This window comes from Cupriavidus sp. UGS-1, assembly GCF_021213615.1.
In the GTDB taxonomy this organism is placed as follows: domain Bacteria; phylum Pseudomonadota; class Gammaproteobacteria; order Burkholderiales; family Burkholderiaceae; genus Cupriavidus.
Map to the genome: position 1 here is coordinate 77,452 of NZ_JAJQJF010000014.1, position 23,504 is coordinate 100,955.

Annotated in this window: 21 protein-coding genes and 1 tRNA gene; 12 read left to right on the plus strand and 10 right to left on the minus strand. The window is 67.9% G+C overall.

The window, feature by feature from the left end; all coding sequences use genetic code 11:
• Positions 1 to 178 precede the first annotated feature (178 nt).
• The 3 genes from ybeY to miaB form a co-directional block, all read right to left on the minus strand.
• Positions 179 to 940, minus strand: a complete 762-nt coding sequence (gene ybeY / locus LRR16_RS17825) for an rRNA maturation RNase YbeY (RefSeq protein WP_082928582.1) — start codon at positions 938 to 940, stop codon at positions 179 to 181.
• Position 941: 1 nt separating this feature from the next.
• A complete protein-coding gene (locus LRR16_RS17830) occupies positions 942 to 1,937 on the minus strand; it encodes a PhoH family protein (RefSeq protein WP_064576447.1) in 996 nt (331 codons plus the stop codon).
• 67 nt (positions 1,938 to 2,004) lie between these two features.
• Complete coding sequence (gene miaB, locus LRR16_RS17835; protein ID WP_006579846.1) at positions 2,005 to 3,417, minus strand: tRNA (N6-isopentenyl adenosine(37)-C2)-methylthiotransferase MiaB; 1,413 nt, start codon at positions 3,415 to 3,417, stop codon at positions 2,005 to 2,007.
• A gap of 342 nt (positions 3,418 to 3,759) precedes the next feature.
• Here miaB and LRR16_RS17840 point away from each other — a divergent pair, with 342 nt between their 5' ends.
• Both LRR16_RS17840 and LRR16_RS17845 read left to right on the plus strand, forming a co-directional pair.
• On the plus strand, positions 3,760 to 5,334 hold the full coding sequence (locus LRR16_RS17840) for a DEAD/DEAH box helicase (protein ID WP_232206714.1): 1,575 nt from the start codon (positions 3,760 to 3,762) through the stop codon (positions 5,332 to 5,334).
• Between the two features lie 31 nt (positions 5,335 to 5,365).
• Entirely contained in the window at positions 5,366 to 6,397 is a 1,032-nt protein-coding gene (locus tag LRR16_RS17845; RefSeq protein WP_232206715.1) for a serine/threonine protein kinase, read from the plus strand.
• 131 nt (positions 6,398 to 6,528) lie between these two features.
• On the opposite strand, the gene LRR16_RS17850 is transcribed toward LRR16_RS17845, so the two are convergent.
• Positions 6,529 to 6,966, minus strand: a complete 438-nt coding sequence (locus LRR16_RS17850) for a universal stress protein (RefSeq protein ID WP_232206716.1) — start codon at positions 6,964 to 6,966, stop codon at positions 6,529 to 6,531.
• A 308-nt stretch (positions 6,967 to 7,274) separates the two neighbouring features.
• Complete coding sequence (locus LRR16_RS17855) at positions 7,275 to 7,538, minus strand: hypothetical protein (RefSeq protein WP_232206717.1); 264 nt, start codon at positions 7,536 to 7,538, stop codon at positions 7,275 to 7,277.
• A 337-nt stretch (positions 7,539 to 7,875) separates the two neighbouring features.
• On the opposite strand from LRR16_RS17855, the gene LRR16_RS17860 reads away from it, so the two are divergent.
• Positions 7,876 to 8,910: a YafY family protein gene (locus tag LRR16_RS17860; RefSeq protein WP_064576441.1), complete on the plus strand. Its 1,035-nt coding sequence runs from the start codon at positions 7,876 to 7,878 to the stop codon at positions 8,908 to 8,910.
• Positions 8,911 to 9,035: 125 nt separating this feature from the next.
• Here the strand turns inward: LRR16_RS17860 and LRR16_RS17865 are convergent.
• From LRR16_RS17865 to LRR16_RS17885, 5 genes are all read right to left on the minus strand, one after another.
• Positions 9,036 to 9,112: transfer RNA gene (locus LRR16_RS17865), tRNA-Met, on the minus strand.
• A 146-nt stretch (positions 9,113 to 9,258) separates the two neighbouring features.
• Entirely contained in the window at positions 9,259 to 10,959 is a 1,701-nt protein-coding gene (locus LRR16_RS17870) for an MFS transporter (protein WP_064576440.1), read from the minus strand.
• Positions 10,960 to 11,248: 289 nt separating this feature from the next.
• Positions 11,249 to 11,602, minus strand: a complete 354-nt coding sequence (locus LRR16_RS17875; RefSeq protein WP_232206718.1) for a DUF4212 domain-containing protein — start codon at positions 11,600 to 11,602, stop codon at positions 11,249 to 11,251.
• Positions 11,599 to 13,170 (minus strand): sensor histidine kinase, encoded by a 1,572-nt coding sequence (locus LRR16_RS17880; RefSeq protein WP_232206719.1) that lies wholly within the window; start codon positions 13,168 to 13,170, stop codon positions 11,599 to 11,601. Before LRR16_RS17880 ends, LRR16_RS17875 begins: the two co-directional genes overlap by 4 nt.
• 123 nt (positions 13,171 to 13,293) lie before the next feature.
• The gene (locus tag LRR16_RS17885; protein WP_006576704.1) at positions 13,294 to 13,986 is read right to left on the minus strand and encodes a response regulator transcription factor; all 693 of its coding nucleotides are present in this window, start codon (positions 13,984 to 13,986) and stop codon (positions 13,294 to 13,296) included.
• A gap of 404 nt (positions 13,987 to 14,390) precedes the next feature.
• Here LRR16_RS17885 and recA point away from each other — a divergent pair, with 404 nt between their 5' ends.
• From recA to LRR16_RS17935, 9 genes are all read left to right on the plus strand, one after another.
• Positions 14,391 to 15,443 carry a recombinase RecA gene (recA, locus tag LRR16_RS17890; protein ID WP_006576703.1) on the plus strand — a complete coding sequence of 351 codons (1,053 nt, stop codon included), beginning with the start codon at positions 14,391 to 14,393 and terminating at the stop codon, positions 15,441 to 15,443.
• Between the two features lie 223 nt (positions 15,444 to 15,666).
• Positions 15,667 to 16,134, plus strand: coding sequence for a recombination regulator RecX (gene recX, locus LRR16_RS17895; RefSeq protein WP_064576437.1), 468 nt, complete (start codon positions 15,667 to 15,669; stop codon positions 16,132 to 16,134).
• 246 nt (positions 16,135 to 16,380) lie between these two features.
• Entirely contained in the window at positions 16,381 to 17,061 is a 681-nt protein-coding gene (locus LRR16_RS17900; RefSeq protein ID WP_232206744.1) for a DUF2889 domain-containing protein, read from the plus strand.
• Positions 17,062 to 17,163: 102 nt separating this feature from the next.
• Positions 17,164 to 18,330: an ADP-forming succinate--CoA ligase subunit beta gene (gene sucC, locus LRR16_RS17905; RefSeq protein WP_006576700.1), complete on the plus strand. Its 1,167-nt coding sequence runs from the start codon at positions 17,164 to 17,166 to the stop codon at positions 18,328 to 18,330.
• 73 nt (positions 18,331 to 18,403) lie between these two features.
• Positions 18,404 to 18,697, plus strand: a complete 294-nt coding sequence (locus LRR16_RS17910; protein ID WP_082928581.1) for a GIY-YIG nuclease family protein — start codon at positions 18,404 to 18,406, stop codon at positions 18,695 to 18,697.
• A 46-nt stretch (positions 18,698 to 18,743) separates the two neighbouring features.
• On the plus strand, positions 18,744 to 19,625 hold the full coding sequence (sucD, locus tag LRR16_RS17915) for a succinate--CoA ligase subunit alpha (protein WP_006576698.1): 882 nt from the start codon (positions 18,744 to 18,746) through the stop codon (positions 19,623 to 19,625).
• A gap of 311 nt (positions 19,626 to 19,936) precedes the next feature.
• Positions 19,937 to 20,632 (plus strand): TerC family protein, encoded by a 696-nt coding sequence (locus LRR16_RS17920; RefSeq protein ID WP_006576697.1) that lies wholly within the window; start codon positions 19,937 to 19,939, stop codon positions 20,630 to 20,632.
• Between the two features lie 221 nt (positions 20,633 to 20,853).
• Positions 20,854 to 21,393: a pilin gene (locus tag LRR16_RS17930; protein WP_304524542.1), complete on the plus strand. Its 540-nt coding sequence runs from the start codon at positions 20,854 to 20,856 to the stop codon at positions 21,391 to 21,393.
• A 160-nt stretch (positions 21,394 to 21,553) separates the two neighbouring features.
• Complete coding sequence (locus LRR16_RS17935; RefSeq protein WP_232206745.1) at positions 21,554 to 23,374, plus strand: PglL family O-oligosaccharyltransferase; 1,821 nt, start codon at positions 21,554 to 21,556, stop codon at positions 23,372 to 23,374.
• Positions 23,375 to 23,504 lie beyond the last annotated feature (130 nt).

Sequence of the window (23,504 nt, forward strand, 5' to 3'; positions counted from 1 at the left end):
GAGCAAGCATACACCAATTGTTTTTCGGTTCCGGCCGGGTGGCCGGCGGCCGGAGCCACCAACCGGGTCCGATGCGGCGCAGAGGTCGCACTGGCTGGTTTCTCCCCTCGTCCGCTTGCGGGAGAGGGGCCGGGGGAGAGGGCAAGCGGGGCCGCACGCCCATCCCCTCGCTGATCATTCAGTGCCCCAGCCGCGGCCCCCCGTCGTCGCGGTACGGGTCGGCAAACCCCAGCGCCAGCAGCGTCTCGGTCTCGATGGCCTCCATCTCCTCGGCCTCGGCGTCGTCCTCGTGCTCGTAGCCCTGCGCGTGCAGTGCGCCGTGCACCAGCAGATGCGCGTAATGCGCCTCGAGCGGCTTGCGCTGTTCGCGCGCCTCGCGCTCGACCACCGGGCAGCACAGCACGATGTCGGCGGTGACCGGATCGTCGTCGTGCTCGGCATAGGCGAAGGTCAGCACATTGGTCGCGTAGTCCTTGCCGCGGAAGCCCCGGTTCAGCGCGCGGCCCTCGTCCTCGTCGACGAAGCGCACGGTCAGCTGGGCATCGGCGAACAGTGCCGAGCGCAGCCACGTCTGCAGCCGTGCGCGCGGCGGCAGCCCGCGCCGGCCGCGGACGCCGTCGCCGTACTGCACGTCCAGCGTCAGTTCGGGCGGCGTGGCCGGCGTGCCGGTGGTGGTCAGCAGCGGCGTGGCGGTGACCGCCACCGCCAGCGCGTCGTGGCTGTCGGGGCGGGCCAGCAGGCCGGCGCGCTGGCGCGGGTCGCTGTGCTCGGCCAGCAGCGACACCACGCCGTCGGCGGCCTGCGACAGGTCCACGGTCAGGCTGCGGCCGTCGGGCAGCTGCACGCGCAGCGCGTGCGCGGCGCTCTTGCGGGCCCGGCCTTCGCCGTCGAACAGGATCAGGCTGGGGGCGGCGCTGGGAGCCATCTTCTTGCTGGTCAAATCAGGTGTCCTTGTGCTGGGCGTGGTATTCGTCGTAGGCCTCGACGATGCGCGCCACCAGCGGATGGCGCACCACGTCGATGCTGGTGAAGCGGGTCGCGGCGACGCCGCGCACGTCGCGCAGCACGTGCTGCGCTTCGATCAGGCCGCTCTTCTGGCCGCGCGGCAGGTCGATCTGCGTGGTGTCGCCGGTGATCACCGCCTTGGAGCCGAAGCCGATCCGGGTCAGGAACATCTTCATCTGCTCCGGCGTGGTGTTCTGCGCCTCGTCCAGGATGATGAAGGCGTGGTTCAGCGTGCGGCCGCGCATATAGGCGAGCGGCGCGATCTCGATCATCTGGCGCTCGAACATCTTCTGCGTGCGGTCGAAGCCGAGCAGGTCGTACAGCGCGTCGTACAGCGGGCGCAGATACGGATCGACCTTCTGCGCCAGGTCGCCCGGCAGGAAGCCCAGCCGCTCGCCGGCCTCGACCGCCGGACGCGTCAGCACGATGCGCTTGACCGCGTCGCGCTCGAGCGCATCGACCGCGCAGGCCACCGCCAGATAGGTCTTGCCGGTGCCCGCCGGGCCGATGCCCAAGGTCAGGTCGTGCGAGACGATATTGCGCAGGTAGTCGCGCTGCGCCGCGGTGCGGCCGACCAGGCCGGTGCGGCGTGTATGCAGCACCGGCGATTCGTCGTCGGCATCCGCGCCGGCGTCGTTGTCCGCCCCGGGCGGGCCGGCGACATGCGCAGCGTACTGGCGCGTCTCGATCAGGCCGAGCTGCACGTCGTCGATCGACAGCGGCGTGCGGGCCTGGTTGTAGAAGCGCTCCAGCGCGGCGGCGGCCTCGTTCGCATTGGCGCCGCGCACCGTCATCTTGTGGCCGCGCCGCTGGATCGTGACGTCCAGCGCCTGTTCGACCTGGCGCAGGTTTTCGTCCAGCGGACCGCACAGGTTCTGCAGCCGGGCGTTGTCGTCCTTGGGCGCCACGAATTCTGCGGAAGGAATTTTCATCGGGAGAGCGCTCCGTTGTTGTTCGTCTTCGGCCGTCGCCGTGCGCGCGGCGCGCCGGGAATCGCGCCTATCCGCGCACCAGGATCTCGCCGCGCAGCGAATGCGGGAAGGCCTCGGTGATCGTGACCTCGACCATCTGGCCGATCAGCCGGTCGCGGCTCGCCTGCGGCACGCCGGGCAGCGCGAAATTGACCACGCGGTTGTTCTCGGTGCGGCCGTGCAGCTCGTTCGGGTCCTTGCGCGCCGGGCCTTCGACCAGGATGCGCTGCACCGTGCCGACCATGCCGCGGCTGATGCGCTGCACGTTCTCCTCGATGGTCGCCTGCAGCCGTTGCAGACGGCGCAGCTTGACCTCGTGCGGCGTGTCGTCGTGCAGGTTGGCCGCGGGCGTGCCGGGGCGCGGGCTGAAGATGAACGAGAACGAGGTGTCGTAGCCGATCTCCTCGACCATCGCCATCAGCTTGTCGAAGTCGGCGTCGGTTTCGCCGGGAAAGCCGACGATGAAGTCCGACGACATCGACATGGTGGGCCGGATCGCGCGCAGCTTGCGGATGATGCTCTTGTATTCGAGCACGCTGTAGCCGCGCTTCATCGCCATCAGGATGCGGTCCGACGCGTGCTGCACCGGCAGGTGCAGGTGGTCGACCAGCTTCGGCACGCGCGCGTAGACGTCGATCAGCCGCGCGGTGAATTCCTTCGGATGGCTGGTGGTATAGCGGATCCGCTCGATGCCGGGGATCTCCGCCACATATTCGATCAGCAGCGCGAAATCGGCGATCTCGCTGGTATCGCCCATGCGGCCGCGGTAGGCGTTGACGTTCTGCCCCAGCAGCGTGACCTCGCGCACGCCCTGGTCGGCCAGGCCCGCGATCTCGGCCAGCACGTCGTCGAAGGGGCGCGAGACTTCCTCGCCGCGGGTGTAGGGCACCACGCAGTAGCTGCAGTATTTCGAGCAGCCTTCCATGATCGAGACGAAGGCGCTCGGGCCTTCGACGCGCGCCGGCGGCAGGTGGTCGAACTTCTCGATCTCGGGGAACGAGATGTCGACCTGCGAATGGCCGCTCTGGCGGCGGCGCGCGATCATGTCGGGCAGCCGGTGCAGTGTCTGCGGGCCGAACACGACGTCGACATACGGCGCGCGCGAGACGATCGCCGCGCCTTCCTGGCTCGCCACGCAGCCGCCGACGCCGATCACCAGGTCGGGTTTGGCGGCCTTCAGCGCCTTCATCCGTCCCAGTTCCGAGAACACCTTCTCCTGCGCCTTCTCGCGCACCGAGCAGGTATTGAACAGGATCACGTCGGCGTCTTCGGGATTGTCGGTCTTCTCCAGCCCCTGGCTGGCGTGCAGTACGTCGACCATCTTGTCGGAGTCGTACTCGTTCATCTGGCAGCCGTAGGTCTTGATGAAGACCTTCTTGACGGGCGTGGCGGGCGCCGCCGCAGGCTGGGTGGCCTCGGTGGCTTGGGGACGTGGATTCATGGTGCCGATCTCAGTGGTTGACCTGGGGGCATCGGATGCTTCAGGGGGCGGAACATGGCCTGCCGCGGCGGCCGGCGCTGGGCGGAATGCCAGGCGGGCGGGGCAAGGCGGGACAGCCCGCTATTCTACCCGCTCGGCTCATGGGGCGTCCGGTGCGAATGCGCCGAGGCTGATACACTACGGGCCTTCCGAACCTGGAGGCGGAGGCAGTCGTTCCGCTTCCCCGGCACCCCGCGTCCCGCCCATGCAGGCGATGACGGCGGCAGCCGGCCAGTCGCCACAATCCATGCCGGCCCCGACGATTGGCGCATCCGTGCGCAAGGGGCGGCCGAAACGAATTCCATGTCTTTTTCCGAACTAGGCTTGTCTGACAAGCTTGTCCGCGCCGTGGCGGAGCAGGGCTATACCACGCCCACGCCGATCCAGGCGCAAGCCATTCCCGCGATCCTGAAGGGCGGCGACCTGCTCGCCGGCGCCCAGACCGGTACCGGCAAGACCGCCGGCTTTACGCTGCCGATGTTGCAATTGCTGTCGCGCGCCGAGCCGCCGGCCCGCGGCGAACGGCCCCGCATCCGCGCGCTGGTGCTGACGCCCACGCGCGAACTGGCCGCGCAGGTCGAAGAGAGCGTGCGCAACTACGGCAAGTATTTGCGCCTGCGTTCGATGGTGATGTTCGGCGGCGTCGGCATCCATCCGCAGATCGATCAGCTCAAGCGTGGCGTCGATATCGTGGTGGCCACGCCGGGCCGTCTGCTGGACCACGTGGGCCAGCGCACCATCGACCTGTCGCATGTCGAGATGCTGGTGCTGGACGAGGCCGACCGCATGCTGGACATGGGCTTCATCCATGACATCCGCAAGATCCTGAACGTGCTGCCGCCCAAGCGGCAGAACCTGCTGTTCTCGGCGACCTTCTCCGACGAGATCCGCGCGCTGGCCGACCGCCTGCTCGACAATCCCGCGTCGATCGAGGTCGCGCGCCGCAACACCACGGCCGAGACCGTGGCGCAGCGCGTCTATGCGGTCGATCGCGAGCGCAAGCGCGAACTGCTGGCGCACCTGGTGCGCGAGCACGACTGGCACCAGGTGCTGGTATTCACCCGCACCAAGCACGGCGCCAACCGGCTGGCCGAGCAGCTGAGCAAGGAAGGCTTGTCGGCGCTGGCGATCCACGGCAACAAGAGCCAGTCGGCGCGCACGCGCGCGCTGTCCGAGTTCAAGGCCGGCACGCTGCGGCTGCTGGTGGCGACCGACATCGCCGCGCGCGGCATCGATATCGACCAGCTGCCCCACGTGGTCAACTTCGACCTGCCGAACGTGCCGGAAGACTATGTGCACCGGATCGGCCGTACCGGCCGCGCCGGCGCCGAGGGCGAGGCGGTGTCGCTGGTCTGCGTCGACGAGCATGGCCTGCTGCGCGACATCGAGCGTTTGATCAAGCGCAAGCTCGAGCAGATCGTGCTGCCGGGCTTCGAACCGGATCCGACCATCGCGCCCGAGCCGATCCAGAAGGGCCGCCAGGCGCGCGGCCAGAATGGCGGCGGCGGACGGGGGCGTCCGCAGGGTGCCGGCAATCCTGGCGGCAATGGTGCCGGTAACGGTGCCGGCAATGGCGCCGGCAATGGTGCCGGTAAGGGCTCAGGCGCACCGTCGGGCGAGCGCCGTACGGAAGCGCGGCCGCCGCGCCAGCCCCGTCCCGCACGGCCGCAGGAAGCCGGCGCCGCGCCGCAGCGCAATGGCAAGCCGGGCGGCCACGCCAACGGCCAGGCGAAGGGCGGTGGCCGCCCGGCCGGCAATGGCGAACGTGCCCAGGCGGCGCCGCGCCCGGCGTCCGAGCCGAACGGTCCGTCGCGCAACCGCCGTCCCGGCCCGCAGGCCGCGCTGCTCGGCGGACAGCGTTCGCGGCAGGGGTCCTGACGCGCGCGTTGTCCTAAGCTAGCGCTTAGCCATGGTGATGTCGCCCGATTCCGCCGCCTCGCCGGACATTCCGTTCGCGGGACTGACGCCCGACCTGATCCTCGATGCGCTCGAGGTTGCCGGCTTCATGCCGGACGGCCGGCTGCTGGCGCTGAACAGCTACGAGAATCGGGTCTGGCAGGCGGGGGTCGAGGACGGCGCGCCGCTGGTGATGAAGTTCTACCGTCCCGGGCGCTGGAGCGACGCCGCCATCCTCGAGGAACATGCCTTCGTACGGCAGCTTGCCGAGGCCGAGATCCCGGCCGTGCCGCCGCTCGACTGCGGCGGCAGCACGCTGCTGTCGCATGGGGGCTTTCGCTTCGCGGTATTCCCGCGCTGCGGCGGCCGCGAGCCAGAGCTCCATCGCGCCGACACGCTGGCCTGGCTCGGCCGTTTCATCGGCCGCATCCACGCCGTGGGCGCGGCCCAGCCCTATCTCCACCGGCCTGCGCTCGATGTCGAGACCTTCGGCGTGGCGCCGCGCGACTGGCTGCTGGCGCACGACTGCATCCCGGCCGATCTGCGGCCGGCCTGGCAGGCCGCGGCCGATCTCGCCATCGATGGCGTGCGGCGCTGCTACGAGCGCGCCGGCGACGTGGCGATGCTGCGGCTGCATGGCGACTGCCATCGCGGCAACCTGCTGTGGATCGAGGCCGATCAGGCCCGTGGCGGCAGCGCCGGGCCGCATTTCGTCGACTTCGACGACAGCCGGAGCGGGCCCGCGGTGCAGGACCTGTGGATGCTGCTGGAGGGGGACCGCGCCGCGATGCAGAGCCAGTTGGCCGATATCGTGGCCGGCTACGAGGACTTCGCCGAATTCCCGATGCGCGAACTGCATCTGGTCGAGGCGCTGCGCACGCTGCGCCTGCTGCACTACAGCGCCTGGCTGGCGAGCCGCTGGAACGATCCGGCCTTTCCGGCCGCGTTTCCGTGGTTCGGCACGGCGCGCTACTGGCAGGACCGCATCCTCGAACTGCGCGAGCAGATCGCGCTGATGGACGAGCCGCCGTTGTGGTCGGCTTGATCGCGGGTTAATCGCGAGTTGATCGCGACTGGATCGGCCGAGCTGCCGATCGTCCCGGGCGCGACCGCGGCGCTCGTCACACTGTGGGCCTTGAATGGCCCGCATCATCAGGCCATCAGGCCATCACACCATCACGCCTTCTCCGGTGCCTTCACCAGGATCACCGGGCACGACGCATGCGCGACCACGCGGCCGGCGACCGAGCCCAGCACCGCGTCGAAGAACGAGCCGCGGCCATGGGTGCCGATCACGATGGCATCGGCGTTGACCGATTTGGCCAGCGCCACGATGCGGTCCGGCGGAAAGCCGCTGAGCGCATGCTTTTCCACGCGCAGTTGCGCGGCGGCCAGGATGTCGCAGACCGAGCGCATCGCCTTCTCGCTTTCCTCGCGATGCCAGTCGTCGATGGCGTCCTTGCTGACGAAGGCGCGGACCTGTCCGGTGACCTCCGGGGCGACGTGCACCACATGCACGGTCCGGTCGCCCTGCAGCAGCTTCCCTTCGGCGATAAAGCGGGCGGCGGCGTCGCTGAAGGCGGAGCCGTCGGTGGCGAGCACGATATGGGTCATGGCGAGGGTTCTCCTATCAGGGCCTTGCAGGCGTTGTCGACGGCCAGGCGGTCGGCGGAACGGCTGGCGTTGCCTTGCCTGGCTGAATTCATGATGGCAGCTAGGCGGCGATCTCGCCATGATTCCGGTCAAAAACTCGGCACTTCGCCCAATTGCATGCCTGATCCGGCACTTACTGCGACAGCAGCATCCCCGTAAAGGTCACCAGCCAGCCACTGGCGAGGCAGGCGCCGATCCACGCCGCCACGATCAGTGCATTGTCTCGAACGCTCATCGCTTGCTCCTTCGCTTCGTCACAACGGGCCGGCTCATTCGCCGATCGGCGCGGGGTAATCGCCGCGGGTGCCGGTACGGGCGCCCTCGCTGTAGACGTCGTGCGTGCGGGCGCCGTCCGCGTAGACGTTGAAGGCGCGCGCGCCACCGGCGAAGCGGTCCACCGAGCGGAACGTGTAGCCGTAGTCGTCGCCGGCATGCGAAGCGCGCACCGGCGCGGCGAACACGCTGTTCAGCGACAGCAGCGCGGTACCGGCGATGGCGGCGCTGAGAACCAGGCGGGTGGTGGTGATCTTCATGATTTTCTCCATTTGTTGAATTTTTGAGAATCGTTTTGCGGCCCGATGTCGTCAGCCGATGTGAGAAGAATAGGCTCACATCCGGGCGGTGACGCGACGCTGCCTCGTATCAGTTATTCAAAGTTTTTAACAATGCGAATGCGTGTGCCGCGCCGGCCTGGGCCTTGCCCACTCCGCGTGCCGGCGGGCATCGCATAGGCTGTTGCTCGCACTTTCGTTTCGGAGGGCCGAAGTGCGTGCCGGGAACCGTCGTTCCTTGTCCATTTCCTTCATTTCCGGACGCCCCGCTTGATAGGCTTCGCTCTCCCCACGGATGACCAACCTCTGATTGCGCTTTATGGCCCAACAGTTCGATTCGCAACTCGACGTTTCCATTCTTTCCGTCCTGCTTGACGACGGCGGTCCCCGGCGCTGGCTGAGCGCCGAGGACGTGGCGCGCGGCCTTGCCGCCCTCGGCGTCGCCGAACCGCCCGCCGAGGTGCTGCAGCAGCGGCTGGTGCTGCTGGTCGCCGACGGCTCGGCAGAGTGCCGCGCGCAGGGGCGCGGCCTGATGTGGCGCCGCGCCGAAGGCGCCGGCCGGATGCTCGCCAACGCCGGCACCTGGCTCAGCGACGAAGAGGCGCTGGCGCTGCAGGTGCTCAAACGGTTCGCCGGCCGCCAGATCACGTCGGTGATGGCGACCCTGCTGCGGCCGTTGTTCGATGCCGCCGAGTCGCAACTGCGCCGGCGCAGCGGCGAGGGCGCCACCGGGCGGATCGCCTGGCATCGCAAGGTATCGGTGGTCGAGCGCAGTTCGCCGCTGGTGCCGCCGCGGCTGCGCGAGGTCGTGCTGCTGCCGGTACTGACCGCGGTGTTCGAGGAGCGTTGCCTGGAAGTCGTTTACCGGCCGCGCTTCGAGCCGGAGAGCAAGCGCGTGTTGATGCCGCTCGGCGTGGTCGAGAAGGCCGGCATGGTCTATCTGGTCGGACTGGAAGACGAGGACCCGGCGCCGCAATGCCTGCGGCTGGACCGCGTCCACGCGGCGCACGCGCTGAAGGAGCGCTTCATCTATCCCGACCATTTCTCGCTGGCCGACTACGTCGAGGAGGCGGCCGAATTCGGGCTGCACGGCGACGGCAATATCAAGCTGGCGGTGCGCTTCGCCAGGGGCTGCGGCGACATCGTGCGCGACGCGCCGATGGCGCCCGATCAGACCGAGGAGATCGGCCCCGACGGTTCGCTGGTGGTTCGCTGCACGGTGGAGATGGCCGACTGGCTGGTGCGCTGGCTGCGCTCGTTCGGCCCGCAGGTCGAGGTGCTGGAGCCGGTGGCGCTGCGCCGCGCACTGGCGCTCGAGGTCAAGACGATGGCGCGGGCTTACTGTCGGAACTGAGGCGGGAACTGAGGCCGCAACTGAGGAGGCGGGGGGTGGGGCTCCCGGCAGCAGCCCCGATCGGGACCCTGGAGGGCGGCGCCAAAACAAAAAGGGGTCAGCTTGCGCTGACCCCTTCGAAATACTGGTGGCGAATCAGGGACTCGAACCCCGGACCTGCGGATTATGATTCCGTCGCTCTAACCGACTGAGCTAATTCGCCGACGAAGACCGCAATTATACGGGCCGTTGGATCGCTGTCAACACTTTTGTGCGGCCCTCCGGCATCCGAAGGAAAAAAAAACCGGCGGCCCTGCCGGACCGCCGGCCTCGCCGCCGGCATCGTAGCCGGCGGGGCGCGATCGAAGATCAGTCGCGCGCGTAGATGTCCACGTCTTTGGTCTCGCGGATGAACAGCGAGCCGACCACCAGCGTGATGCCGGCGATCACGATCGGGTACCACAGGCCGTAGTAGATGTTGCCGTTCTGCGCGACCAGGGCGAACGAGATGGTGGGCAGCATGCCGCCGAACCAGCCGTTGCCGATGTGGTAGGGCAGGGACATCGAGGTGTAGCGGATGCGAGTCGGGAACAGCTCGACCAGCATCGCGGCGATCGGACCGTAGACCATCGTCACGTAGATCACCAGGATCACCAGGATCACCAGCACCATCACCGTGTTCATCTCGGCGGGATCGGCCTTGGTCGGATAGCCGGCGGCCGTCATGGCCGAGGCGACTTCCTTCTTGAAGGCGTCGATCTTCGCCTTGCTGGCCGGATCGAAGCTGTGTCCCTGCGGCACCAGCGCGGCATTGAAGGCCGGGATCTCGCGATCGCCGATCTTGACGGTGGCGGTGGTGCCGGCCGGTGCCTCGACGACTTCATAGCTTGCCGACGACTGCGCCAGCGTGCGCTTGGCGATGTCGCAGGAGCTGCGGAAGTCGATCTCGCGGGCGATCGGGCTGCCCTGGAACGAGCACTGCTTCGGATCGGCGGTGACGACGATCTGGGCCGACTGCTGGGCGCGCTCGAGCGCCGGGTTGGCGTAGTGGGTCAGCGCCTTGAACAGCGGGAAGTAGGTCAGCATCGCCAGCGCGCAGCCGGCCATGATGATCCACTTGCGGCCGATCTTGTCCGACAGCACGCCGAAGAACACGAAGAACGGCGTGCCGATCACCAGCGCGCCGGCGATCAGCAGGTTGGCGGTCTTGGCGTCGACCTTCAGCACCTGGGTCAGGAAGAACAGCGCGTAGAACTGGCCCGTGTACCAGACCACGGCCTGGCCGGCGGTCAGGCCCACCAGCGCCAGGATCACGATCTTCAGGTTGCGCCATTGGCCGAACGATTCCGTCAGCGGCGCCTTCGAGGTCTTGCCCTCGGACTTCATGCGCTGGAACGCCGGCGATTCGGCCATCGACAGCCGGATGTAGACCGACATGCCGAGCAGCACGATCGACAGCAGGAACGGAATGCGCCAGCCCCAGACCTCGAAGTCCGGACCGGTCAGCTGACGGCACACCAGGATCACGATCAGCGACATGAACAGGCCGAGCGTGGCCGTGGTCTGGATCCAGGACGTGTACGAGCCGCGCTTGCCGTGCGGCGCATGTTCGGCGACGTAGGTCGCCGCACCGCCGTACTCGCCGCCGAGCGCGAGGCCCTGCAGCATCCGCAGCGCGATCAGGATGATCGGGGCGGCCCAGCCGATGGTGGCATAGCTGGGCAGCAGGCCGACGATGAACGTCGACACGCCCATGATCAGGATCGTCACCAGGAAGGTGTACTTGCGGCCGATCATGTCGCCGAGCCGGCCGAACACCAGCGCGCCGAACGGCCGCACGATGAAGCCGGCGGCAAAGGCGAGCAGCGCGAAGATGAAGGCCGAGGTCGGATCGAGGCCGGCGAAGAACTGCTTGGCGATGATCGCCGCCAGCGAACCGTACAGATAAAAGTCGTACCACTCGAACACCGTGCCGAGCGACGAGGCGAGAATGACCTTCCTCTCCTCGCGCGTCATCGGCGCATTCTGCGCACTGCCTCCCGGCACTGCGACATTCTGGGCGTTAGCCATTTTGTCTCCTCCTACTGTTCAGGGGTCCTTTCGCACGGCCGCGCTACGCGGGCGGCAACGCCGCGTACCGGCGGAGGCCGTCGAATGTGTGTGGATTCTGGGAGGCGAAACTTACGGTGTTCTGACAGCAAAGGGGGCGCGGTCGCCCTTATTGCTCGGGGTATACGCTAGCGTCGCGCGGCGGCCGAACTCGCCTTCCGCCGGCCGGAGCGATGTTGCGATGCGGGATGCCAGGGTGCGCGATCAGGCGGCGATTGCGCGCTGCGCGCGGTACGCAGGGCCGCGGCGTTCAGCGGTGCCGCGCAGCATCGCCATCGTCGGCGTGCGCGGCGTCGTCGGCCGGCATGTCGGTCGGCACCTGCGCCGGCTCGCCGATCTCGCCAACCTCACGATCGGCCCGGTTCATGCGCCAGGCATAGGCGGCGGCCATCAGCACGTACAGGATCAGCAAGCCTTGTGCGCCGGCCCAGAACGAGAAGGGCCAGCCGAAGAAGTCGAAGCGCAGCTCGCGCGCGAACCAGCTGACGCCGAACGTGCCGGCAAACCACAGGGTCAGCAGCACCGCGGTCCAGCGCAGGTTGGTGCGCCACGCAGCCGCGGCGCGCTGCTGGCGAGCAAGGCGTACCGGATCGGGCGCGTTCATGCCGCCTCCCCGGGCGCCGGACGGCGCAGCGTGACGCGCAGCCGCGCCCCGGCCAGGCGCGGCTGCTGCTGGTAGACGTGGTCCTCGATGGCGACGTCGCCGCCATGCTGCTGCACGATCTCGCGCACGATCGCCAGGCCCAGCCCGCTGCCCTCGGTGCTGGTGCCCAGCACGCGATAGAAGCGCTCCATTACGCGCGGGCGCTCGGCCGGCGGAATGCCGGGCCCGGTGTCCTCCACGTCCAGATAGGCGAACGGCTCGAACGGATCGGCGCTGACGCGCACGGTGGCGTGGCCTCCCGGCGGCGTGTAGCGGATCGCGTTGTCGAGCAGGTTGTTCAGCATCTCGGTCAGCATCAGGCGGTTGCCCTGGACCATCACCGGATGGTCGGACGCATCGAGCCCCAGGTCGATGCGCTTGGCCCAGGCCTGCGGCAGCCAGTCCTTGACGACCTCGCGCGCCAGCGCGGCCAGGTCGAGCGGCGCCATGTTGCCGCTGCCGGCGAAGTTCTCCATGCGCGCCAGCGACAGCAGCTGCGTGACCAGATGCGCGGTGCGCTGCGAACTGCCGGCGATCTGCGCCAGCGATTTGCGCAGTTCCTCGGGCGACTGCTCGCGCTGCGCCAGTTCGGCCTGCATGCGCAGCCCGGCCAGCGGCGTCTTCATCTGGTGCGCGGCATCGGCGATGAAGCGCTTCTGCGTCTGCACCGATTGATCGAGCCGCTCGAGCAGCTCGTTGAACGAGGCGACCAGCGGCGTGATCTCCTGCGGCGCGGCCTGTTCGTCGATCGGGCTGGTGTCGCCCGGATTGCGCGCGCGAATGCGCTGCTGGATCGCGGTCAGCGGCGCCAGCCCGCGCGACAGCCCGAACCACACCAGCAGCACCGCCAGCGGCAGGATCACGAACTGCGGCAGGATCACGCCCTTGATGATCTCGTTGGCCAGCCGCGCGCGCTTGTCGAGCGTCTCGGCGACCTGCACCAGCACCGGATGGCCGCCCGGCACCGCCGGCATCTCGACGTAGGTATACGCCACGCGCACGTCGTTGCCGGTGACCTGGTCGTCGCGCAGCGACACCAGCCCGGCGTGGCCGCGGTCTTCCTCGACCGGCAGCGGCAAATCGCGATCGCCCGCCACCAGCTCGCCGCGCGTGCCGACCACCTGGTAGTACACCGCGTCGGTCTCGTCGGCGCGCAGGATCTCGCGGGCCGACAGCGGCAGCTGCAGCGTCACGCCGCCGTTGACCTCGCGCACCTGCTGCGACAGCACGATCGCGCTCGATTCGAGCGCGCGATCGTAGGGCCCGTTGGCGATCGACTTGGCGACCAGATAGGTGACCGCGATGCTCAGCGGCCACAGCAGCAGCAGCGGCGCCAGCATCCAGTCGAGAATCTCGCCGAACAGCGAGCGCGGCGAAGCGTGCGCGGCGTCGTCTTCCAGATGGGGCAGCGCGTCGGCCAGCATTTCGTCGCTGACCTCGTCCTCGGCGCTGGGTGCGGAGGCGGCGCGGCGGCGCGCGTCGGTCGGCGCCGGCGGCGGGCGTTTCCAGGGCAGGCGCAGCGGATACATGCGTAGGGCGGGAAGGAGCGGGGCGGCCGGTGGCCGGGCAGGGTGGAAGAGAAAGCCGCGGCGTCGCTGGCGTCGGTGTCGGTATCGGTGTCGGCGTCGGTGTGGATGTCGCCGTCTGCTCGATCAGGGGTGCGCCGTGGCCGCAGCCGGCTGGAATTTCTCCAGGCAGTAGCCGAGTCCGCGCACGGTGGCGATGCGGATGCCGCCGACCTCGATCTTCTTGCGCAGCCGATGCACGTAGACCTCGATCGCGTTGTTGCTGACCTCCTCGCCCCATTCGCACAGATGGTCGACCAGCTGCTCCTTCGACACCAGCCGGCCGGAGCGGGTCAGCAGGATCTCCAGCAGGCCGACCTCGCGGGCCGACAGGTCCAGCATCTGGTCGTTCAGATAGGCGATGCGGCCGACCTGGTCGAACGCGAGCGGACCATGCCGCATCAGCGTCGCGCCGCCGCCGGTGCCGCGCCGCACCAGCGCGCGCACGCGCGCCTCCAGTTCGGACAGCGCGAAGGGCTTGGCCATATAGTCATCGGCGCCCAGGTCCAGGCCCTTGACCCGCTCGTCGACGCTGTCGGCCGCGGTCAGGATCAGCACCGGCACCATCGCGCCGCGGGCGCGCAGCCGCTTGAGCACCTCGAGCCCCGGCATGCGGGGCAGCCCCAGATCGAGAATGACCAGGTCGTAGGCCTGCGTCGACAGCGCCGAATCGGCTTCCATGCCGTTGGCGACATGATCGACCGCATAGCCGGAATGGCGCAGGGAACGGGTCAGGCCGTCGGCCAGCACGTCGTCGTCTTCGGCAATCAGAATGCGCATGGTGGTCTCCCCTGGCCTGGCAGGCGTGCGCTGGCGGGCGCCGCTCCCCGTGTCGTCCCGATCGGCATGCGCACTATGGGATGAAATGGGGCTTGCCAAGCATACTGTTTTTTTATACAGTACCCGCTGATTCCAGGCGGGCGCATGGGGCTGGATCGCAACCGAGGCCACGCGTCGGAAATCGCGCCGGTCAACCGGGCATTTTTGAGCCGATGCTGATTCACGGCTGCCATGCTCCGCCTCTAGAATGCGTTGCCGCAGCGCGCTCCGACGATGCAGACCGCCGGGGTGGCGCGGGTCGGGCGCGTGGGTCTGCGTAACGAGTGGCCGCACAATATCGGCTTCGAATAGCAGGCGGCGCGCCGCATGCGGCCTATTTATACACCATTGACGGAAGGACGACCATGGATGACGGCAAGAAGGCAGCTGGCGTGAGCGCCGAGAAGCAGAAGGCGCTGGCCGCCGCGCTGGCGCAGATCGAGAAGCAGTTCGGCAAGGGCTCGATCATGCGGATGGGCGATGGCGAGGTCGAGCAGGATATCCAGGTCGTGTCGACCGGCTCGCTGGGCCTGGATGTCGCGCTGGGCGTCGGCGGCCTGCCGCGCGGCCGGGTCGTCGAGATCTACGGCCCGGAATCGTCGGGCAAGACCACGCTGACGCTGCAGGTGGTCGCCGAGATGCAGAAGCTGGGCGGCACCTGCGCGTTCGTCGATGCCGAGCACGCGCTGGACGTCAACTACGCCAGCAAGCTGGGCGTCAACGTCGGCGACCTGCTGATCTCGCAGCCGGACACCGGCGAACAGGCGCTGGAAATTACCGACGCGCTGGTGCGCTCCGGCTCGGTCGACCTGATCGTGATCGACTCGGTCGCGGCGCTGGTGCCGCGGGCCGAAATCGAAGGCGAGATGGGCGACGCGCTGCCGGGCCTGCAGGCCCGCCTGATGAGCCAGGCGCTGCGCAAGCTGACCGGCACCATCAAGCGCACCAACTGCCTGGTGATCTTCATCAACCAGATCCGCATGAAGATCGGCGTGATGTTCGGCTCGCCGGAAACCACCACGGGCGGCAACGCGCTGAAGTTCTACGCCTCGGTCCGCCTCGACATCCGCCGCATCGGCTCGATCAAGAAGGGCGACGACGTGATCGGCAACGAGACCAAGGTCAAGGTGGTCAAGAACAAGGTGTCGCCGCCGTTCCGCGAGGCCTTCTTCGACATCCTGTACGGCCAGGGCATCTCGCGCCAGGGCGAGATCATCGACCTCGGCGTGGACGCCAAGATCGTCGAGAAGTCGGGCGCCTGGTACAGCTACAACGGCGAGAAGATCGGCCAGGGCAAGGACAATGCGCGCGAATTCCTGCGCGAGAATCCCGATATCGCCAACGAAATCGAGAACAAGGTCCGCGCCGCCCTCGGCGTGGTGCCGATGAACGGCACGCCGGCGCTGGCGGAAGAGTAAAGGGCCAGCAGAGCCAGGGGCGTCCCGGACCGCCCGGCTGTCATCTCTCTCCAAGGGTGTTCTCCCTCTCCCCCTCAGGGGGGAGAGGGTCGGGGAGAGGGGGTGGTTTCCATGCGCGGTAGCATGCCAAGCGCCCCTTGCCCTCTCCCCGGCCCCTCTCGCGCAAGCGGGAGAGGGGAGTCCTCCCGAGCATCGCGATCGCGCTACATCCCAAGCCGTCTTCATGCCCCGTCCCCCGCTGTCCCTGAAAGCGCGCGCGGTCGGCTACCTGTCGCGCCGCGAGCATAGCCGCGCGGAGCTGGCGCGCAAGCTGGCGCCGCATGCCGAGTCGCCGGAGGAACTGGAGCGCCTGCTCGATACGCTCGAGCGCGAGAACTGGCTGTCGAACGCCCGCTTTGCCGAGAGCCTGGTGCACCGGCGCGCCAGCCGCTATGGCGCTTCCCGCGTCATGCAGGAAGCCCGCACCCACCAGCTCGACGGCGAGCAGCTGGCCGACCTGCAGCAGCAGTTGCGGGCCACCGAACTGGAGCGCGCGCGAGAGGTCTGGCGCAAACGCTTCGGCGTCGCGCCGGCCACGCCGGAGGAGAAGGCCAGGCAGCTGCGCTTCCTGACGGCACGCGGCTTTTCCCAGGCGGCGATCAGCCGGGTGATCCGCGACGCCGACCTGCCGCCGGACGAGCAGCCCGAGTGATGGTTCGAATGAACGGCGTGCCGGATCGGCCCAGAGGCAGAGTGTGATGCGAACGCCCCGGTAGCCCGATCATCCGTGCCGACAATCCGGCCCGACACTGCACACATCCGGGTATTCCCGGCCAATGTAGTTCGGCATGTTAAACTCCACGAGTTTTCCGCAAGCGTGCCGCGAATTCGTGCGCCCGCAGCAAATCGCCTTCAGGCGCCGGTTCCGCCGCGCCTTCCCTTGTCACAGCTTGGTGCCATGCCGCTTTCCGCCCCCGTCAATCGCGCCCTGCGTCATCGCCGCGCCATCACGGCCGAGGCGTATCTCCGCGAAGACGGCCTGTGGGACATCGAGGCCCGGCTCACCGACACCAAGCCCCGCGACATTCCGCTCGCAGGCGGCGGCGTGCGGCCAATCGGCCAGCCGCTGCACGACCTGTGGCTGCGCGTGACCATCGACCTGCGCATGAACGTGGTCGACGCCGAGGCCTGCTCGGACTGGGTTCCCTATCCCGGCCACTGCGACACCATCGGCCCGGCCTACCGCCAGCTGATCGGCCTGAACCTGATGAAGGGCTTCCGCAAGGCCGTGCGCGAGCGCCTGGGCGGCGTGGCCGGCTGCACCCATCTGACCGAGCTGGCCGGAATCCTGCCGACGACGGCGATCCAGGCCTTTGCTGGCGACGTCTTCAAGATTCGCGACGGCGCCAGCGACGACAGCAATCCCGAACCGCCCTATCAGCTGCATGGCTGCCATGCGCTGCACTTCGAAGGGGAAGTGGTTCGCCAGTTTTACCCGCGCTGGTACGGACACCAGCCGAAACCGAGAGTCCGGGCCGATGCGCCCGCGGCCTCGCCGCCGCAGTCACCGCGGGCCCCGCAGGCGATTGCCGACGACGACGGCGCCGCCTCGCACCGGTCCACCGGAACGTCCGGGTGAGGTGCCGGGGTCCCCACCGAGATCTCGACCTCTCCCGCTTCATCACCACGCTTTACTACCCGGCTTTTCTACCCATTTACGCCTACCCGAAAGGAAACACGCATGAATATCCATGAGTACCAAGGCAAGGAAATCCTGCGCAAATACAATGTGCCGGTTCCGCGCGGTATCCCCGCATTCTCGGTCGAAGAAGCGCTGAAGGCGGCCGAACAGCTTGGCGGCCCGGTGTGGGTCGTCAAGGCGCAGATTCACGCCGGCGGCCGCGGCAAGGGTGGCGGCGTCAAGGTGGCCAAGAGCCTGGACGAGGTCAAGACCTACGCCAGCAACATCCTGGGCATGCAGCTGGTCACGCACCAGACCGGTCCGGAGGGCAAGAAGGTCAATCGCCTGCTGATCGAAGAAGGCGCCGACATCAAGAAGGAACTGTACGTCAGCCTGGTCGTCGACCGCGTGTCGCAGAAGGTCGCGCTGATGGCCTCGAGCGAAGGCGGCATGGACATCGAGGAAGTCGCCGCGCAGACCCCCGAGAAGATCCACACGCTGATCATCGAGCCGTCGGTCGGCCTGACCGACAAGGATGCCGACGACATCGCCCGCAAGATCGGCGTGCCCGACGCCAGCGTGCCGCAAGCGCGCCAGGCGCTGCAGGGCCTGTACAAGGCGTTCTGGGACACCGACGCCTCGCTGGCCGAAATCAACCCGATGATCCTGACCGGCGACGGCAAGGTGATCGCGCTCGACGCCAAGTTCAACTTCGACTCGAACGCGCTGTTCCGCCACCCGGAAATCGTCGCCTACCGCGATCTGGACGAAGAAGATCCGGCTGAAATCGAAGCGTCGAAGTTCGACCTGGCCTACATCTCGCTCGACGGCAACATCGGCTGCCTGGTCAACGGCGCCGGCCTGGCGATGGCCACCATGGACACCATCAAGCTGTTCGGCGGCGAGCCGGCCAACTTCCTCGACGTGGGCGGCGGCGCCACCACCGAGAAGGTGACCGAGGCCTTCAAGCTGATGCTGAAGAACCCGAACGTGCAGGCCATCCTGGTCAACATCTTCGGCGGCATCATGCGCTGCGACGTGATCGCCGAAGGCGTGATCTCGGCGTCGAAGGCGGTGCAGCTGGGCGTGCCGCTGGTCGTCCGCATGAAGGGCACCAACGAAGACCTGGGCAAGAAGATGCTGGCCGAGTCGGGCCTGCCGATCATCTCCGCCGACACCATGGAAGAAGCGGCCCAGAAGGTGGTGGCCGCGGCCGCGGGCAAGTAAGGAGCAGTCTGGCTACCGGTAAAAATACTGTCGTCCCCGCGTATGCGGGGACCCAGCGTCTTCCCCTGCTATCGTGCGCGACGCCTATTTCGTTTATATGCTGGCAAGTCAGCGAAACGGAACGCTATACACGGGCGTCACGTCGGATTTGTTGAAGCGGGTTTCGGAATACAAGGAAGGCCTGGTCGACGGTTTCACGAAGCAGTACGGCGTCAAGCAGTTGGTCTGGTACGAGGTGCACTCGTCTGCGGAAGCAGCGATTACCCGGGAAAAGCAGATCAAGAAATGGCGGCGTGACTGGAAGCTGAGATTGATCGAAGACAGCAATCCCTACTGGAACGACCTGTACGCAGGCCTGACTGCATAAGACACTGGGTCCCCGCCTTCGCGGGGACGACGGAAAGGAAACGCAAATGAGCATTCTGATCAACAAAGACACCAAGGTCATCACCCAAGGTATTACCGGCAAGACCGGCCAGTTCCACACCCGTGGCTGCCGCGACTACGCCAACGGCAAGAACGCGTTCGTTGCCGGCGTGAACCCGAAGAAGGCCGGCGAGGACTTCGAGGGCATTCCCATCTACGCGAGCGTCAAGGAAGCCAAGCAGCAGACCGGCGCGACCGTGTCGGTGATCTACGTTCCGCCCGCAGGCGCGGCCGCCGCGATCTGGGAAGCCGTCGACGCCGATCTGGACCTGGTGGTCTGCATCACCGAAGGCATCCCCGTGCGCGACATGATGGAAGTCAAGGACCGCATGCGCCGCGAAAACAAGAAGACGCTGCTGCTCGGACCGAACTGCCCGGGCCTGATCACGCCGGACGAAATCAAGATCGGCATCATGCCTGGCCACATCCACAAGAAGGGCCGCATCGGCGTGGTGTCGCGCTCGGGCACGCTGACCTATGAAGCCGTGGGCCAGCTGACCGCGCTGGGCCTGGGCCAGTCGTCGGCCGTCGGCATCGGTGGCGACCCGATCAACGGTCTGAAGCACATCGACGTGATGAAGATGTTCAACGACGATCCGGATACGGATGCCGTCGTGATGATCGGCGAGATCGGCGGTCCGGACGAGGCCAACGCGGCCTACTGGATCAAGGACAACATGAAGAAGCCGGTGGTCGGCTTCATCGCCGGCGTCACGGCGCCTCCGGGCAAGCGCATGGGCCACGCCGGCGCGCTGATCTCGGGCGGTGCCGACACGGCGCAGGCCAAGCTGGAGATCATGGAGTCCTGCGGTATCAAGGTCACCAAGAATCCGTCGGAAATGGGTCGTCTGCTGAAGTCGATCCTGTAATACGGATCGGGACCGGTCCCGCCGGTCCGATCGGCCGGCGCCGCGTTTTCACGGCGGTGTCCCAAAGGCAATGCCCTCGCGCCCTGCGAGGGCATTGTCGTTTTGGCGCCACTGGAGCAGCCAATAGATCATTTTCTGATGTATTTGCCGGTTTGTTGAAATCAAAACGAAAGGTTGCTGCGGTACATCTCCATGTCTTGGGCGTCAGACATCCGAAACGCCGCAGTCGCGCCGTGCGCAGGCCCCCGCGCCGATGTTCCTGACACCCCGTCTTCATTCCAATTCCAATATCGACTTCGAGGAGCCACGCAGTGGAATTGCTGTCGTCCACCACGTTCTGGATCGCACTGGGATCCATCATCCTGACCAATATCGTGCTGTCCGGCGACAACGCCGTCGTGATCGCGCTGGCCTCGCGCAACCTGCCGCCCGCGCAGCAGAAGCGCGCGATCTTCTGGGGCAGCGCCGCCGCGATCATCATGCGGGTGGTGCTGACCGTCGCCGCGGTCAAGCTGCTGAGCCTGCCGTACCTGAAGATCGTCGGCGCGATCCTGCTGGTCTATATCGGCGTGCAGCTGCTGACCGGCGATGACGGCGACGAAGGCCACGACGCCAAGGACAATATCTGGGCCGCGATCCGCACCATCCTGATCGCTGACCTGGTGATGTCGCTGGACAACGTGGTGGCAGTCGCCGCCGCGGCGCAGAAGGGGCCCGAGGGCAGCCAGCTGCTGTTGCTGGTGGTCGGCCTGGGCCTGTCGATTCCGCTGATCGTGTTCGGCAGCACGCTGCTGCTGAAGGTGATGGAACGCTTCCCGGTGATCATCGTCGCCGGTGCCGCGCTGCTCGGCTATCTGGCCGGCGAGATGCTGGTCAGCGATCCGGTCGACGCCGCCTGGTTCGAAGTCCATGTGCCGCACGCCCACCTGGTATTCGGCGCGGTTGGCGCGATCCTGGTGGTCGTGCTCGGCAAGCTGATGCAGAAGCGCGGCGCGCGGACCGCCTGACGCCACGCGCGGCCGTGCTGCCCTGCGGGGGATGCGGCCATGCGAAACGAGCCCGGCACGCCTTGGCGTTGCCGGGCTTTTTTCATGGCGCACTTCGTCGAAGCGAACCCTGCGCGCGAGCGCTGGGCGCGGCGCCCCGATGCCAAATTTTGTGAACGGGCGGCATAGCGCGCTCGGCCGGCTCGATACTGTCGGCCTTCGTACCGTTCGGGAGCCGCTCCATGCCAGTCGCCGCTCGCTTGCCGCAGGGCCGCCGCGCCGATCGCGCCCATCGCCCCTATCGCCCCTATCGCCCCCATCGCGCCTTCACGCTGATCGAACTGATGGTGGTGGTCGCCATCATCGGCATCCTGGCTGCGATCGCGGTGCCGCAATATCGGGACGATACAATTCGGGCCAGGCTGTCGAGCGTGCTGACGGCGGCAGCGCCGTTGAAGATGGCGGTCAGCCTGTGCGCGCAGGAAGCGGGCGGCGTGCTGGACGATTGCAATGGCGACAATGCGGCCGCGGCGATCCCGCGGTTCGCGCCGAACCGCGAAATCGCGCAGGCCACCGTCAGCGGCCCGGGCGTGATCACGCTGACGCTGGCCGCCAGCGGACTGGGAGCCGGCGTCGACGGCAGGGACATCACGCTGCGGCCATCGGTCAACGCGACCTCGGTCAGCTGGGAGATCGCCACCACGATCGAGAACGCGGTCGCCAGGCAGTATGTCCTCAGGAACAGCCAGTCGCCGGCCGATACATCGCAGGCGAGGGCGTAGTCGGGTAGTGGCGCCGGTGTCATCGCGGACGACGCCAACCATGCCCGGCTGCGCAACGATCATCTCGGCGACGCGCCCATGGGCACGTCGCCTTCGTCGGGAATCGAATGTGAATTTGCGCAGGAACATTGCGCTGGAGTGCGCGTGCCCGCTGTTGGCGATGGCCGTCGCGTTGCCGCCGCTGGTGTCCAGACATACGTTGCCGCTGGCGACCTTCTACGGCGAGTGGGCGTCGGCGCTGGCCTTCGTCGCGCTGGTGCTGTGGTCGGCGACCTTGCGTCCGCCGGCACCAGCCACGGGTACTGCCGCCGCTGACTTTGCCACTACCACGCCCACCTCGCCCACCTCGCCCGGCGGCATCCCGCTGGTGACCGCATTCTGCCTGTGGCTGATCGCGCTGGGCGCGGGCGCCACGCTGGCCGGCCAGCCTGACGTGACGGGCAGCCGCGGCCTGACGCTGGCTGCCTTGCTGCTCGGCGCGGGCACCATCTGGGCCGGCCATCGCTATCGCCGCGCGCTCGATGCCGACGCGGTGCTGACCGCGGTCGCCACGGCTTGGCTGGCGGCCGGGCTGTTCGGCACGCTGGCCCAATGGGTGCAATTGTTCCGCCTCGAGAGCGACAGCCTGGGGCTCGTGTCCGACTACTTCTACGAGACCAACCGCCGGTTGTGGGGCAATCTGAACCAGCCCAACCACCAGGCGACCGTCCACGGCCTCGCGCTGGCGGCGTCGGTCTGGCTGGCCTCGCGCGGCAAGCTGCGTGCGGTGCCGTGGCTCGTCGCGGTGGCGCTGATCGAAAGCGGCGTTGTGCTGTCCGGCTCACGCACCGGCGTGCTGCATGTCGGGCTGGCCGCCTGCTATGCGCTGGTCGCGGCCTGGCTGGCGCGCTCGGCGGAGGATGCGCCATCGGCGTCGGCATCGAGACGCTGGAGCCTGCGCGGTCCCGCCGGGCTGGTGTTCGCCGCCGCGGCGCTGGTCGCGATGCTGATGTTGCTGCAACCGGTCATCAAGGCGGCGGGGCAGGCGTTCGGGTGGTCGCTGTTCGACACCATGGCGCAACTGCAGGCCGGCGACCAGATCTCCGCGCGCGGCGCGCTGTGGTCGCACGCGTGGGCGATGTTCGTCGCGCATCCGTGGTTCGGCGTCGGCTGGGGCGAATTCGGCTGGGCACAGTTCGAACAGCTGGCGCGGCTGGGCATCGTCGTCGAGATGTCGCTGCATGCGCACAACGCCGTGCTGGATCTGCTCGCCAAGACCGGCGTCGTCGGCACCGCCGGTGTCGCGGTGTTCCTTGCCGCATGGCTGTGGCGCGTGGTGCGCGCGCGGCTGTGGCGGGCGGATACGGCCGAGCGCGCCCGCACTGCAGCGGCGCTGACCTGGCTGGCGATGCTGTGCGCGCATTCGATGCTCGAGTACCCGCTGCACTACCTGTATTTCCTGCTGCCCTTCTGTTTCCTGCTGGGATGGCTCGAGCCGGCCGCGCTGACGGTGGCCCGGATGCCGCCCGCGCTGGCGACGGCCGGCTCCGCGGTGGTCGGCGTAGCAGCCGCGCTGGTGCTCGCGACCATGTGGCAGGACTACCGCCGCGTCGAGGCCCGCGAGTACGCCAGTTCGGCGCGGGTCGACACCTTGCCGGCGCCGAAGCTGTGGTTCGGCCAGCACGCGGAGGCCCACCGGGCCGAACTGGCTCCGCTGACTGCCGACGGCGCCGATGCCTGGCTGCCGCCACACATCGCCGCGCTCCACCTGTTGCCGACACCGACGATGATCGCGCGCGGGGCCTGGCTGCTGGCGCTGAACGGCGAGCCGGAGCGGGGCCGCGAATGGCTGGAGCGGCTGCGCTACTACTATCGCGGCGACGAGGCCGACCAGTTCGCGCGGGTCGCCGGCTATTGCGACGGCGTCGGTGCCACCCGTCGGCCGCAGGAATTCTGCGAGTGGGTCCGGCAACACCAGGCCGCCGGACCGATACCGCGGTAGGGCGGTAGCCGAAAGGGGGAATGCCGCGCTGCGGCAAGCGGCGGAGGCCGCCGTTTCCGTAGAAGCACGGGTCTGCGGCATTTCATCCGTCGGCACGATTTGTCACGCCAGTTCCGGCCCATAGACTCGC